Source organism: Ancylobacter pratisalsi, assembly GCF_010669125.1.
In the GTDB taxonomy this organism is placed as follows: Bacteria; Pseudomonadota; Alphaproteobacteria; order Rhizobiales; family Xanthobacteraceae; genus Ancylobacter; species Ancylobacter pratisalsi.
Genome location: NZ_CP048630.1, coordinates 2,452,043 through 2,466,633, shown reverse-complemented (window position 1 = coordinate 2,466,633; position 14,591 = coordinate 2,452,043). Strand labels below are relative to the sequence as shown.

Sequence of the window (14,591 nt, the reverse complement as noted above, 5' to 3'; positions counted from 1 at the left end):
AAGGAGCCCCGTGATGCACGCCAAGGCGCCCCCATCCGACCGCAGGCTCCGCTCGCGTGCCTGGTTCGACAACCCCGACAATATCGACATGACGGCGCTCTATCTGGAGCGATACCTGAATTTCGGGCTGAGCCAGGAGGAACTGCAGAGCGGGCGTCCGATCATCGGCATTGCCCAGACCGGCTCCGATCTCTCGCCCTGCAATCGCCACCATCTGGAACTCGCCAAGCGGGTTCGCGAGGGCATTCGCGAGGCAGGCGGCATCGTCATCGAGTTCCCCGTCCATCCCATCCAGGAGACCGGCAAGCGACCCACGGCCGGTCTCGACCGCAACCTCGCCTATCTCGGCCTTGTCGAGGTGCTCTACGGCTATCCGCTTGATGGCGTGGTGCTCACCATCGGGTGTGACAAGACCACACCTGCCTGCCTGATGGCGGCCGCGACGGTGAATATCCCCGCCATCGCGTTGTCGGTCGGCCCGATGCTCAATGGCTGGTTTCGTGGCGAGCGCACCGGCTCGGGCACGATCGTGTGGAAAGCGCGCGAGCTGCTCGCGAAAGGCGAGATCGACCACGCGGGCTTCGTAAAGCTGGTCGCCTCCTCCGCGCCCTCCACCGGCTTCTGCAACACCATGGGCACGGCAACGACGATGAACTCGCTCGCCGAGGCGCTCGGCATGCAGTTGCCGGGCTCAGCAGCCATTCCCGCACCCTATCGCGATCGACAGGAAATGGCCTACCGCACCGGGTTGCGCATCGTCGGAATGGTGCATGAGGACATGAAGCCCTCCGACATTCTGACCCGCGACGCGTTTCTCAACGCGATCCGCGTCAACTCCGCGATCGGCGGATCGACCAACGCCCCCATCCATCTCAACGCGCTGGCCCGCCATGTCGGGGTGGAGCTCAGTCTCGACGACTGGCAGGAATTCGGCGAGGACATCCCGCTGCTGGTAAACCTGCAACCTGCCGGCGAGTATCTGGGCGAGGACTATTACCACGCCGGCGGCGTACCCGCCGTGGTCGCCGAGCTGATGAAGCAGGGGCTGATCGCCGAGGACGCGCCGACCGTGAACGGGCGCAGCATCGGCGAGAACTGCCGCGCCGCGACGATCCAGGACGAAGCGGTGATCCGCCCCTTCGATCGCCCTCTAAAGGAGCGGGCCGGCTTTCGCGTGCTGCGCGGCAACCTATTCAATTCCGCGATCATGAAGCTCAGCGTGATCAGTGCCGATTTCCGCGCCCGCTACCTTTCCAATCCGGAGGACCCGGACGCCTTCGAAGGACGAGCGGTGGTTTTCGACGGGCCCGAGGACTACCACGCCCGCATCGACGACCCTGCGCTCGCCATCGATGCGACCACCATCCTGTTCATGCGTGGCGCCGGCCCGGTCGGCTATCCCGGCGCCGCTGAAGTGGTGAACATGCGCGCGCCCGACTACCTCATCCGGGCCGGCGTCCACGAACTGCCCTGCATCGGTGACGGGCGCCAGTCCGGCACTTCCGGCTCTCCCTCCATCCTCAATGCCTCGCCGGAAGCCGCCGTGGGCGGAGGGCTAGCGCTCCTGCATACCGGCGACCGCGTGCGCATCGACCTGAGACGCGGCACCGCGGACATGCTGGTGCCGGACGACGAGCTGGCGCAGCGCCGCAGGACACTCGACGCCGAAGGTGGCTATCTCTACCCCCCGAGCCAGACCCCCTGGCAAGAACTCCAGCGCAGCGTCGTCGGCCAGTTGGAAGCGGGGGCGGTGCTGGAGCCGGCGGTGAAGTTCCAGCGCATCGCCCAGACCAGGGGGGTTCCTCGTGACAACCACTAGCACCCCTCCGGTCGGCCCCGCGTCACCCGCCGCCGAGACGGCGCCGGCTTCCCTGCTGAGCGCGGCGCGCTGCGAACTTGGCGAAGGCCCAACCTACGATGCCGCGAGTAACACGGCCTGGTGGTTCGATATTCTCCAGCGCCAGCTCTTCGAGGCCAATCTGGGGACGGGCGAGGTCAAGGTCCACGCACTTCCCTTCAGGGCGAGCGCGCTGGCCTTCGTCGACGATCGCCGGCAGCTCCTCCTGAGCGATGCCGCTCTCGTGCTGCGCGACATTGCCACCGGGCAATTGCAGACCGTGATTGCGGTGGAAGCGGACAATCCGGCGACCCGCTCCAACGACGCCAGGGTGCATCCCTCCGGAACCTTCTGGGTCAGCACCATGGGCCTGCAGGCCGAGCCGGGCGCTGGCGCAATCTACGCTTTCCGCAAGGGAATTCTCACCCCGCTGTTCCCTGGCCTTACCATTCCCAACGCCATCTGCTTCTCACCCGACGGCCTCCAGGGCTATTTCACCGATACACCGAGCAACCGCCTCTACCGTGTGCGTCTTGATCCCGCGACCGGCCTGCCGCTCGAGCCACCCGCGGTGCTTCATGTCCATACGGGCGAGGGCGGGATGGACGGGGCGGTCACTGACAGTGAGGGGCGCATCTGGTGCGCGATCTGGGGCGCGGGGAGGCTCGACGTCTATTCGCCCGAGGGTCGCATCGTGCGCCGCGTCGCGGTCCCGGCACGCCAGACAAGTTGCCCGGTCTTCGTCGGGCCCGGCTTCGACCGTCTGTTGGTGACATCGGCCTTCGTGAGCATGGATGAAGCCGAGCGTGCGGCCGATCCTCAACACGGCCGCACCTTCCTCATCGACGCCGGGGCGCATGGACGGGCCGAGCCGCGCGTCGCTCTGGGAGGGGCATGATGGAGCCTGTCTCGCACATCGTGGTCGACTGGGGCACGTCGAGCTTCCGCCTGTGGGCGCTGGACCGCGCCGGACAGGTGCTGGCGGAACGGCGCAGCACGCAGGGACTTGCCGCGTCCGCGACGGACGGCTTCGAAGTCGTGCTTGAAACCCATATCGCCGCCCTCGGCATCGGCGAAGATGTGCCGGTGATGATGTGCGGCATGGTGGGCTCCCGCTCCGGTTGGATCGAAGCGGCCTATCTCGCGGCACCCGTGCCGCTGGCGGGCTTGGCGGCGCAAACGACCCTCGTGCCTTCCACGCGGCGCCCCATTCACGTCCTGCCCGGCATCGCCCAGAACGATCCGCACCATTTCGACGTCATGCGCGGCGAAGAAACGCAGTTGCTGGCACTGACGACGCGCGAGGGGGCCTGCCTCGCCTGTCTGCCCGGCACACATTCGAAATGGGTGCGGCTGGAGGATGGCACGATCGAGGGTTTCGCCAGCTTCATGACCGGCGAACTGTTCCAGCTCATCCGCGAGGCCTCCGTGCTTGCCCCGGCACTGAGCGGCGCCGCGCCGGTGGAACCGGCTTCGCCGGCCTTTGCCGAAGGTGTCGCCGAAGCGCTCGCCGCGCCCGAATCGATAGGCAATGCCCTGTTCGCGCTCCGCGCCAGCTGGCTGCTCGCGGCGACGCCCGCAACCTCGGCACTGGCACGGCTGTCCGGCCTGCTGATCGGGCTTGAGCTTGCCGGCGCGCGCCAGCGCTTCGGGAACCTCGACGGGGTCAGCCTTATTGCCTCCGCGCCCGCCGCCCCACTCTACCGGCAGGCCTTCGCCGTGGCCGGCCTCGCCGACATTCGCGCGTTCGACGCCGAGAGCTGCGTGCGCGAGGGGCTACACGCGGCCGCGCTTGCCACCTTCCAGCTCGAGGGAGCCGTGTCATGAAGACCGCCGCGGCTCCTTCACCGCTCCACGTCGCGTGGCCAAACCTGAGGCGCGGACTGGTCGCCATATTGCGGGGCCTCGAACCGCATGAAGCCGAGGCCATCGTCGGCACGCTGATCGAGGAAGGGCTTGAAGCGATCGAGATTCCGCTGAACTCGCCCGATCCGTTCCGTTCCATCGAGACGGCGGCGCGCCTCGCCCCGTCCGGGGTGCTGATCGGCGCGGGGACGGTACTGGCGGAACATGAGGTCGACAGCCTCGCCGCTGCCGGCGGCCGTTTGATGGTGAGCCCGAATGTCGATCCGGGCGTCATTGCCCGCGCCGGCGGCCACGGCATGGTCACCATGCCGGGGGTTCTAACGCCGACCGAGGCCATCGCGGCGGTCAGAGCGGGCGCCTCCGGGCTGAAGTTCTTTCCTGCCAACCTTCTCGGCCCAGCCGTCATCCAGGCCATCGCCGTGGTGCTGCCACCCGCCACGGTGGTCGGCGCGGTTGGCGGTGTCGGCGAGAGGGATTTCGTTGCCTATGCGGGCGCCGGCATCCGCACCTTCGGGCTCGGCTCCAGCCTCTACCACCCCGGCGCCAATGCTCAGCAAGTGCGCGCCAGTGCCCGCTCGGTCATCGCCGCCTATGACGCGGTGTTCTCCACCGCACAGGAGACTTCGCGCGCCCGCGACTGAGGCGCGAACCCCACGCGCGGCCCCGCCGCCAAGAAACCGGCACGCCAAACGCGGCCTTCGTTCAACTCTCGGGAGATTCCAATGAAACGCCTGACGAAGACATTTTCCACCGCCTTCGCCGCCCTCGCCTTCGGCGCGTTGAGCTTGGCCCTGCCGGCCGCCGCGCAGGACAAGGCCACGGTCGGCATCGCCATGCCCACCAAGTCCTCCGCCCGCTGGATCGCCGACGGCGACAATATGGTGAAGGTGCTCCAACAGCGCGGGTACAACACCGACCTGCAATATGCCGATGACGACATCCCCAACCAGCTCTCACAAATCGAGAACATGGTGACCAAGGGCGCCAAGGTGCTGGTGGTCGCCTCGATCGACGGCACCACCCTCTCCGATGTGCTCAAGCAGGCGCATGACAAGGGCATCAAGGTCATCGCCTATGACCGCCTGATCCGCGACACGCCCAATGTCGACTACTACGCGACCTTCGACAATTTTCAGGTCGGCGTGCTGCAGGCAGAGTCTCTCCTGAAGGGGCTTGGCTACCCCGCGAACAAGGGACCGTTCAATATCGAGCTATTCGGCGGCTCGCCTGACGACAACAACGCCTACTTCTTTTACGACGGCGCGCTTTCGGTGCTGAAGCCGCTGATCGATAACGGCACGCTGAAGATCGCCTCCGGCCAGATGGGCATGGACAAGGTTTCCACGCTGCGCTGGGACGGCGCCACCGCCCAGGCACGCATGGATAATCTGCTCAGCGCCTACTACAACGACAAGAAGCTCGACGGCGTACTTTCGCCCTATGACGGTCTGTCCATTGGCATTCTCTCCTCGCTCAAGGGCGTGGGTTACGGCTCGGGCGACATGAAGATGCCGGTCGTTACCGGGCAGGACGCCGAGGTGCCCTCGGTCAAGTCAATCCTCGCCGGCGAACAGTATTCGACCATTTTCAAGGATACGCGCGACCTCGCCAAGGTGACCGCCGACATGGTCGACGCCTCGCTCTCGGGCAAGGAGGTCATCGTCAACGACACCAAGACCTACGACAACGGCGTCAAGGTCGTGCAGTCCTACTTGCTCAAGCCGGTCGTTGTCGACAAGGACAACTGGGAGAAGGTCCTGATCGGCTCCGGATACTACAAGCCCGACCAGATCAACTGACGCCGCCCGGCGGTCGTCACGACCCGCGCCGGGCGTTCGTTCCGGCGCGGATCCCCTGTCGCATGGGAACGCCACCATGACTGCTCTTTTGGAAATGCAGGACATCAGCAAGCACTTCACCGGCGTGAAGGCGCTGAGCGAAGTTTCCCTCAGCGTCGCACCGGGCGAGATCCATGCCTTGGTTGGCGAGAATGGTGCGGGAAAATCGACGCTGATGAAGGTGCTGAGCGGCGTCTATCCGCACGGCTCCTATGAGGGCGCCATCGTCTTTGACGGCGAGGAGCGGCGCTTTCGCGGCATAAGCGATTCCGAAGAACTCGGCATCATCATCATTCATCAGGAACTGGCGCTGATCCCGCTGCTGTCGATCGCCGAGAACATCTTCATCGCCAACCCGCCCGGCCGCTTCGGCATCATCGACCGGGGGACGGTTCAGCGGCGCACGCGCGAACTTCTCGCCAAGGTAGGACTGGAAGAATCCCCCGACACGCTGGTGACCCACATTGGCGTCGGCAAACAGCAACTGGTCGAGATCGCCAAGGCTTTGTCGAAAAAGGTGCGCCTGCTCATCCTCGACGAGCCGACCGCCAGCCTTTCCGAGAAGGACAGTGCGGCCCTGCTGGACCTGTTGCTGGAATTCAAGGCGCAGGGCATCGCGTCCATTCTCATCTCGCACAAGCTGAACGAAGTCTCGAAGGTCGCCGACCGCATCACCGTGCTGCGCGATGGGCGCACCGTCGACACCATGGATTGCCACGAGGGCGCGGTCGAGGAAGACCGCATCATCGCCAAGATGGTCGACCGCGATCTCGAGCACCGTTATCCGAAGCGGCAGCCGAAAATCGGTGAGGCGATCTTCAAGGTTTCGAACTGGTCGGCCTACCATCCCCAGCACGCCGACCGGCAAGTCATCCGGAATGTCGACTTCGAGGTGAGGCGCGGAGAGATCGTCGGGATCGCCGGGCTGATGGGCGCGGGGCGCACCGAATTCGCCATGAGCGTCTTCGGTCGCTCCTGGGGCCAGAAGATCACCGGGCGGGCCGAGATCGAGGGCCGCGAACTCGACCTGTCGAGCGTCGGGCGGGCCATCGATGCGGGGCTCGCCTATGTCACCGAGGACCGCAAGCAGCTCGGTCTGCTGCTCTCCGAGGACATCCGCAAGAATGTGAGCCTTGCCAACCTGCCGGCTGTCGCAACCGGCTGGGTGATCGACGATATCAAGGAACTGGCGGCAGCCTCAGACTATCGCGGCCGGATGCGGATCCGCTGCCACAGTGTCTACCAGGAGGCCGGCAACCTCTCGGGCGGCAACCAGCAGAAGGTGGTGCTGTCGAAATGGCTGTTCACCGATCCCAGAGTGCTGATCCTCGATGAGCCGACGCGCGGCATCGATGTCGGCGCCAAGTACGAAATCTACTGCATCATCAATGAGCTGGCAGACGCCGGCAAGGGTGTCGTGGTGATCTCCTCCGAGATGCCCGAACTGATCGGCATCTGCGACCGCATCTGCGTGATGAACGAGGGCGCTTTCGTCGGTGAGTTCGCCGGCCACGAGGCCACCCAGGAGAAGATCATGCGCGCCATCATGCGCAAGGGAGAGATACGTCCATGAGCGACAAGGCAGCCGCGCTTCAGGACAAGCCGCGCCAGGACAAGCCCAATCACGCCGGCTTCGTGAAGCACTATCTGCGCGAATACGGGATGATGATCTCCCTGTTCGCCATCATGATTTTCTTCGAGGTGGTAACGAACGGCACGCTTCTGAGGCCTCTGAACCTGACCAACCTCGTGCTGCAGAACAGCTACATCGTCATCATGGCGCTGGGCATGCTGCTGGTCATCGTTACCGGGCATATCGACCTTTCGGTCGGCTCCGTGGCCGGGTTCATCGGCGCCGTGGCAGCCGTGCTGATGGTGAAACTCAACATACACTTCATACCCGCCGCGCTGATCTGCCTCGCTGTCGGCGGGGCGATCGGGGCGGCGCAGGGCTATTGGGTGGCCTACTTCAAGATTCCGTCCTTTATCGTCACCCTCGCCGGCATGCTGGTGTTCAAGGGTCTCGCGCTCGCACTCCTGCAGGGCCAGTCGGTCGGCCCGTTTCCGCCCGCCTTCCAGAAGCTCTCGTCCGGGTTCATTCCAGAGCTGCTGCCAGACGCTGGTGCGCTCTATCCCACCTCGCTGGCGCTCGGTGCGGTGCTGGCACTCGCCATGGTCTGGCTCAATTTCCGCAGCCGCGCGCGGCAGGAGGAACACCATGTCGAAACGGAACCTTACGCCTTCTTCCTGATAAAGAACCTGCTGCTGGGCACCGTTATCCTCTACTTCGCCTATCTGATAGCATCCCATCGCGGCCTGCCAAATGTGCTCGTCATCATGGCCGCGCTGATCGCGCTCTATGCCTTCCTCACCACCCGCACCATCATCGGCCGGCAGATCTACGCGGTCGGCGGCAATGAGAAGGCGGCGAAGCTCTCCGGCATCAAGACGGAACGGCTGACCTTCCTCACCTTCGTCAACATGGGCGTGTTGGCCGCACTGGCGGGCCTCGTCTTCGCCGCAAGGCTGAACACGGCGACGCCGAAGGCCGGCCTCGGCTTCGAGCTCGACGTCATCGCGGCCTGTTTCATCGGCGGCGCCTCGGCCTATGGCGGGGTCGGCAAGGTTGGCGGGGCGGTCATCGGCGCGCTCATCATGGGGGTGATGAACAACGGGATGTCGATCCTCGGTATCGGCATCGATTACCAGCAGGTGATCAAGGGGCTGGTGCTTCTGGGTGCCGTCTGTCTCGACGTCTACAACCAGCGCCGCGCCTGACCTCGCCAGTCTACTCACGTCCGCGAACATGGCTGGATGCCATTCTTCGGCGCGACGACAAGGTCGCTCCGCTACGGAAGGTGCGGAGCATCGGGGGTCGCTGCGCCGCAGCCGGCGTCCTTTGTGCCCCGACGATCGTTGTTTTCCGGCTTGACCTAGCGAGAGGGCGCTTGGATAGAATTCGGGAACTCAGATCGGTCGCGGCCGGAATGGAAACAGATGCGAAGCAGCCGCAGCGAAGCGCATTACCTCCATCTGGTGGGTCAAATAGAAGCCTCGCTCGACGATCCCGGCGCTATCGAGAAGCTGGCGTCGCATCTGCAGGACCTGCCGGAGGTGCTGCGGGACCTGGACCGTCCCCTTCCGGATAGTGGCCGCATGATGCTGATGGCCGACGCCTCCGGGCTCGTCATCAGCCTGAACGCCGCCGCGGCGAAGGGGCTGGGCCTGTCGCTGGGCGGCTCCCTTGCCGAAGTGGCCCTTACGCCTCAAGCACTCCCGTCCTTTCTCGATGCGCTGCGAGGCGCCAAGGGACCGGTACCTTTGGCCGTGGCGACGCGTACCGGACGGTCACAGTTTCTGCTGGGTACGCAGGCGGAAGCCGGTGGATTCATCTCACTGGCAGAGGTACGGCGCGGCATCGAACAGCCGGTGCTGAACCGGCTGGCCGCGGCGATAAACCTGATCCCTTCCGAGGCTCAGTTGCTGGCGGGCCTGATGGATGGCCAGCCCATAGACCAGATCGCCGTCGCCTTGTCGCGCAAGGAGGGAACGGTACGCCAGCAGGTCAAGTCCATCATGGCGAAGATGGGCGTGAACTCGCAGGCCCAACTGATCTCCACTGCCTACGCACTCTCGCTCATGTTCGAGCGAACACAGCCACACGCCGGCAGTCCTGCCGAGGCGAATGGCACGACACGTGACACGCCGGGCGCAACGCTGTTCGAGAGTTCGCTTGGACAGGTCGGCCTGCATCGCTTCGGCGCCGACGATGGGCTGCCGGTTCTTCTTTTTCACGGCGCCATCTTCGGTATCGGTGGCCATACCGCATTGCGGCACGCGGCCGAGATGCTGGGTCTGTGCATCGTCGCCCCGGAGCGCCCCGGCTTCGGGCATACCGAACTGCCCGACAATGCGGAACCGGTAGCACTTGCCTGCACCCAGGCACTGGAGGTTCTCGACGCCCTTGGCTGGCATCAGGTGGTGGTACTTGCCCACGACATTGGAACGCGCTTTGCGGCACGTCTGGCGCGCATCGCGCCGGACCGTGTCGTCGCGGTCGTGGCGGCCTCGACCACGCCTCCGATGCAGACCTGGGCCCAGACAGCGGGAATGCCCACCCGCCACCGTGTGAACGCCTGGGCGGCCCAGAACCTGCCTGGCCTGATGGACAAGATCGTCGGCCTCGGCCTGTCGCAGATCGCCCGTCAGGGGATCGAGGTGGTACCGAAACTGGTTTTCGATGGCTGTACCTTCGACCAGGAAATGCTGCGCCGCCCGGAAGCCGGCGCGGCCCTGCAGGAAGGGTTTCACCTCGCATGGGCGCAACAGGGCGCCGGTTTCCGCCGCGACATGCGGCTCACCAATGAAGACTGGCGCGACGAAGCCGTGGAGGTCACGGTTCCCTTCCATTGCTGGCATGGCACGCAGAACCTGACCGTATCGGAACGTGCCGTCATGGACCTGGCGGCCGCGATGCCGCAGGGCCGCTTTCGATCGATCGAGGGCGCCGGACACAGCCTGCCGCTCAGCCATACCGCCCTGATCCTGCGCCATGTGCTGGCTGTCGGCCACAAGGCCGGGCTGGGACTGGACGCGGTTGAGTGCTGATCACCGGAGACAATTCTTCCGAAAGGGAAGATCCGACTACCATATGGTAGTTTTTCCGGCTCTCCGAATGCCCCTAGGGTCGACCACACGGTCCATTCGGGATGCTCAGCTTGTCAGCCTTCAGGATTTCCACCTCGCTCGCGGTCATGCGCAGGACGGCCCCGTTCCTGGTATTTCGCCTGCTGGTCTATGCCGGCATCGCCGCCGCCTACGTCATGGCGACAGGGGCCGGGGCCGGCATCGGATATGGAATAGGCTCGTTCTGGGAAGATGAGACCCGTTTCTCCGCGAGCTTCTACGGGGCCGCAGCCGGCTTCGGACTGGTCGGCGCGGTGCTGTATCTGCTGCGCGAGTACATCCTGTACATCGTCAAGGCCGGCCACATCGCCGTCATGGTCGAGCTGCTGCAGGGCCGCGAGATTCCAGGCGGTCAGGGCCAGATTGCCTATGCGCGAGCGAGGGTGACGGAGCGTTTCGGCACCTCCAACATCCTTTTCGGCATCGATCAACTGGTGAAGGGCGTCATCACGGCCGTGACCGGGCTTATGGAGGGACTGCTGTCGATCCTGCCCATTCCCGGCCTGGACCGGCTGGCGTCGATCCTCCGCTCCTATCTGAAAATAGCCGTCGGACTGATGGACGAGGTGATGCTCGCCTATTGCTTCGACAATCGCGAGGAGGATCCCTATACCGCCTCACGCACCGCACTTGTGCTCTATGCCCAGAATGCGCGGCCCCTGATGATCAGCGCCGCCTGGGTGACGGCCTGGGTATGGCTGCTCTCGCTTGTCGTGTTTCTCGTAATGCTGGTTCCTGCGGGCACCATCGTGTGGTTGATGCCGGGCCAAGTCTCGGCGGGCGGGTTCGTCTTCGCCATCCTTTTCGCCTGGGCGTTCAAGGTCGCGATCATCGAGCCCTTCGCCATTGCCTGCATGTTGCAGGCCTATTTCCAGCAAACCGCCGGCCAGACGCCGAACCCCGAATGGGAGGCGAGACTCGATCAGGCATCGGACAAGTTCAAGTCCCTTGGCCAGCGCGCAGGCGCCTGGGTAGGCGCGCGCATGGGCTTCGGCGCCAAAGGAGAGACAGCATGAGGTCACTGTTCACCGGCCTGCTGGCTGCGCTTTTCCTGTCGTCAGGAACGGCACATGCCGAGGCGCCGCGCACCATTATCGTGATGGACGGTTCGGGCTCGATGTGGGGGCAGATCGACGGACGGGCAAAGCTTGAGATCGCACGGGAAACCGTCGCCAAGGTGCTGGGCACCCTGCCACCGGATCAGGAGCTGGGTCTCATGGCCTATGGCCACCGCACGAAGGGTGACTGCAGCGACATCGAACTGATCGTGCCTCCCGCGAAGGGCACCGCCGGGGTGATCGGGGAGAAGGTCTACTCCATGCGCTTCCTCGGCAAGACACCGCTGTCGGCCGCCGTGCGCCAGGCGGCCGAGGCGCTGCGCTATGGCGAGGAAGCGGCAACCGTCGTGCTGGTAACGGACGGTCTGGAAACCTGCAATGCCGACCCCTGCGCGCTCGGGCGCGAGCTGGAGGCGGCGGGGCTCGATTTCACCGCCCACGTCATCGGCTTCGGCCTGACCAAGGAGGAAGGTACCAAGGTTGCCTGCCTCGCGAAGAATACAGGCGGACGCTATATCGAGGCGTCCAACGCGAACGCCCTGCGCGATGCGCTGGCCTCGACGGTGACAGCACAGTCCCCGCCTCCCGCGCCCAAACCGGCAATGCCCAGCGCCACCTTAAGCGCCCCGGACAGCGCGCCCGCGGGATCAGTGCTCGCGGTCGGGTTCACCGCGACGAAGAACGCCTTCGACTACGTCTACCTGCTGGACACGAAGGGCGAGCGTGTCGCCGAAGCGGCAGTGGGCGAGCAGAACCCGCTATCGCTGCGCCTGCCCTTCGAACCAGGCTCCTATGAGCTGGTCTATTCCAACCGCTCCGCCGGCATCATCGCCCGCCGTCCGCTGGCCGTGACCAAGGCCGAGGTCATGTTGAAAGCCCCCGAAAGCGCGCCGGCCGGCTCTCTCATCGAGATCGACTGGACCGGACCGGCCGCGGAGCATGATTCCATCCAGCTGCTCGACGCCACGGGCGAGCGCGTCGCCGACGTTGCTGTGAGCGACGGGAACCCCGCCACGCTGCGGCTGCCCTTCACGCAGGGGCGCTTCACGCTGGTCTATTCCTTCAACAACCAAGACCCCATCTTCTCGCGGCCGATCAGCCTGAGCGAGGGCAAGGTGACGATGACTGCACCGGGCCGGGCGCAGGTGGGCTCCGAGGTCACCATCACATGGGTCGGCCCCGACGCGCCGTATGACAACATCCAGCTAGTACGGCAGAGCGACGGCGAGCGCATCAGCTATGACTATGTGAAGGCCGGCATTCCGCTGACCTTCCGCATGCCGGACGATCCGGGGCTCTACGAGTTCCTCTATGTCTTCGGCGACCGGGACACCATCGCCCGCCGGCCGATCACCGTGGTGCTCGAAAAAGTGGAAGCCGCGCCAACAGCTGAGCCCACCGAAGTGGCGACAGCAGGCGCGAGCGCCCCGCAGGACGGCACGTTGCTGACGCCACAGGATCTCACGCCGATCACGGTTCAGGCCGACACCGGCACCATGGAACTGAATATCGTGTGGTCGGCGGTGCCGGCTCCAGGCCAGCACCTGCCGCCCGAGGCCTGGGCGATGAACGAGGGCACGCCCGATCCCGTCGAGGCCGAGTTCTTCCCCGGGGTCTATGATGTCCGTGGCGATGCGGGAGACACCGTCTTCGCCGGTCGCATCACCGTGGTTGCCGGCGGCGCCAACCACTTCGTCATCCCCTATTCGCCAGCCCTCAGCCCCGCCGGCGAGGATTCGCCCCGCGCCGCTGACGGGCTGGTGACGCTCCAACTCACGGGCGTTCCCGCCAACGGCGCGATCCGATGGTCCGCCTATCCCATCGGCGGGCAGAATACCCTTGCCGTTGGCAGCACCGATCCGGTGCGCGGCACCTGGGAGACGCGGGTGGACGCCGGCATGTGGCTGATCATCGGCAGGCAGACCACAGGCGCGACGGTAAGCCATATGACCCTGAAAAAGCTGTCCCCGTCGCCGAACCCCCAGCAGATTGCCGTTGGCCCGCCCGCTTACACCGCGCGCGCGGCTACGGAGATCAATGGCCTCGAAAGCGCCTGCGACTCCCCGGATCCGTGCCTGTATCGCGACGCCGCCACCGGCCTCAACCTGCTGTTGCCCAGCGGATGGGGAATGGAGCCCCCTCTCGTCATGGAGACCGCGGCCGGCGTCGCTGCACGCTACGCTTCGACGATCTTCCTGCCGCTTCGGCCAAACCGCAACGAGACCATGATCGCCCTCAACGCCCGCCAGTGGGATGCGATGCTCGGACCCTGCGATAACATCTCGATCGGCGTCCTCTGCCGCACCGAACCGATGTCCGAACCGGATCTTCAAGCCTATCGGATCCTCGCCGCTACACTGGACGTCTCGCCGCCCGAGGCCCCGGCTCGTGCGCCCAACTCCACCGCGACGGCGGAAGGTGGCATGCCGGCCGCCATGATCAAGGCGATCGGCGGCATCGAGGTGAAGCGACCGGACGGTTTCGATCCGCTTGAAATCCTCGCCCCGCAGCTTTCTGTAACGGAGTGATATCCGTGATCCGGTACCTCCTCATTGCGGCCGTGACGGCCCTTGTGCCTTTCATGGCGTGCGCGCAGCAGAACAGCGGTGAAGAGCTGATGGCGGCCCGTTGCGGCCAAGGTGGCTGCACCTGCGCCCTTCTGGATGTCAGCCAGGAGGATCTGGAATTCCTGCTCGGACCCGAGGTACCCGCCAATGCGACGCGCATGACGCTGGTATCCATGGGAGGCAAAACCTATTTCTCGCCACGGACGGCCGACGAGGTGCATCGCGCGGCGGGCGGAACCGGACGCTGCGAGGTGACCCTGTTCGCGCCCATGGTTCCAAGAGATGGGCTGTGGCAAGGCTCGGTGCGGGTCCGGTCAATGACTGGCTGCCTGCCGCAGGTGGCGCAGATGGTCCCGCCGGTTGTCGATGAGATGGGAAGCACAATGCCCATCACGTGGAACGGGCGGTTCGACCCGGCGAAATTCGACGGAAGCGGCGGTGCGGAGGTGATCCAATGGACGGAGACGGCGCCGGGTCGCTTCAAGGGCCGGCTGAACATCCCGTCCAATGCCATGCTGGATGTCAGCATGGAGTTGACCTCAACGTTGCTGAACTCCGACCGGGCGACCGCCTCGATGCAGTTGCGCATCCGGGCAGGCAAGGGAGCGAACGCGGCAGTCCTCGCCGCTGCGGGCATGGCGAACTGCCGGGCCTCGGTCCTCTACGACTTCAGGCGACTGGGCGACTGACGCGCTCTGTCGGCCACAGACGCAGATGAGCCAGACCGCAGGCCACATGC

General features: G+C 65.3%; 11 protein-coding genes. All 11 read left to right on the top strand.

The features are described 5' to 3' along the window. The first annotated feature begins 13 nt into the window (after positions 1-13). The 11 genes from G3A50_RS11610 to G3A50_RS11560 all read left to right on the top strand — a co-directional run bounded on the left by G3A50_RS11610 (position 14) and on the right by G3A50_RS11560 (position 14,541). Positions 14-1,819 (top strand): IlvD/Edd family dehydratase, encoded by a 1,806-nt coding sequence (locus G3A50_RS11610; protein ID WP_163075429.1) that lies wholly within the window; start codon positions 14-16, stop codon positions 1,817-1,819. Continuing rightward, positions 1,806-2,735, top strand: a complete 930-nt coding sequence (locus G3A50_RS11605; protein WP_163075428.1) for an SMP-30/gluconolactonase/LRE family protein — start codon at positions 1,806-1,808, stop codon at positions 2,733-2,735. The genes G3A50_RS11610 and G3A50_RS11605 overlap by 14 nt, the downstream gene beginning before the upstream one ends. Further along, positions 2,732-3,664: a 2-dehydro-3-deoxygalactonokinase gene (locus tag G3A50_RS11600; protein WP_246251625.1), complete on the top strand. Its 933-nt coding sequence runs from the start codon at positions 2,732-2,734 to the stop codon at positions 3,662-3,664. The genes G3A50_RS11605 and G3A50_RS11600 overlap by 4 nt, the downstream gene beginning before the upstream one ends. Further along, positions 3,661-4,344, top strand: coding sequence for a 2-dehydro-3-deoxy-6-phosphogalactonate aldolase (locus tag G3A50_RS11595; RefSeq protein ID WP_163075427.1), 684 nt, complete (start codon positions 3,661-3,663; stop codon positions 4,342-4,344). The genes G3A50_RS11600 and G3A50_RS11595 overlap by 4 nt, the downstream gene beginning before the upstream one ends. Positions 4,345-4,425: 81 nt before the next feature. Further along, positions 4,426-5,502, top strand: coding sequence for a multiple monosaccharide ABC transporter substrate-binding protein (chvE, locus tag G3A50_RS11590; RefSeq protein ID WP_163075426.1), 1,077 nt, complete (start codon positions 4,426-4,428; stop codon positions 5,500-5,502). A 76-nt stretch (positions 5,503-5,578) separates the two neighbouring features. Further along, positions 5,579-7,114: a multiple monosaccharide ABC transporter ATP-binding protein gene (gene mmsA / locus G3A50_RS11585; protein ID WP_163075425.1), complete on the top strand. Its 1,536-nt coding sequence runs from the start codon at positions 5,579-5,581 to the stop codon at positions 7,112-7,114. Continuing rightward, positions 7,111-8,319: a multiple monosaccharide ABC transporter permease gene (gene mmsB, locus G3A50_RS11580; protein WP_163075424.1), complete on the top strand. Its 1,209-nt coding sequence runs from the start codon at positions 7,111-7,113 to the stop codon at positions 8,317-8,319. Before mmsA ends, mmsB begins: the two co-directional genes overlap by 4 nt. Positions 8,320-8,538: 219 nt before the next feature. After that, positions 8,539-10,149, top strand: a complete 1,611-nt coding sequence (locus G3A50_RS11575) for a bifunctional helix-turn-helix transcriptional regulator/alpha/beta hydrolase (protein WP_163075423.1) — start codon at positions 8,539-8,541, stop codon at positions 10,147-10,149. A 110-nt stretch (positions 10,150-10,259) separates the two neighbouring features. After that, positions 10,260-11,243, top strand: coding sequence for a hypothetical protein (locus G3A50_RS11570; RefSeq protein ID WP_246251623.1), 984 nt, complete (start codon positions 10,260-10,262; stop codon positions 11,241-11,243). Further along, positions 11,240-13,813 carry a vWA domain-containing protein gene (locus tag G3A50_RS22930; protein WP_163075421.1) on the top strand — a complete coding sequence of 858 codons (2,574 nt, stop codon included), beginning with the start codon at positions 11,240-11,242 and terminating at the stop codon, positions 13,811-13,813. The genes G3A50_RS11570 and G3A50_RS22930 overlap by 4 nt, the downstream gene beginning before the upstream one ends. Before the next feature lie 53 nt (positions 13,814-13,866). After that, on the top strand, positions 13,867-14,541 hold the full coding sequence (locus G3A50_RS11560) for a hypothetical protein (protein ID WP_210255130.1): 675 nt from the start codon (positions 13,867-13,869) through the stop codon (positions 14,539-14,541). The last annotated feature ends 50 nt before the right edge of the window (positions 14,542-14,591 follow it).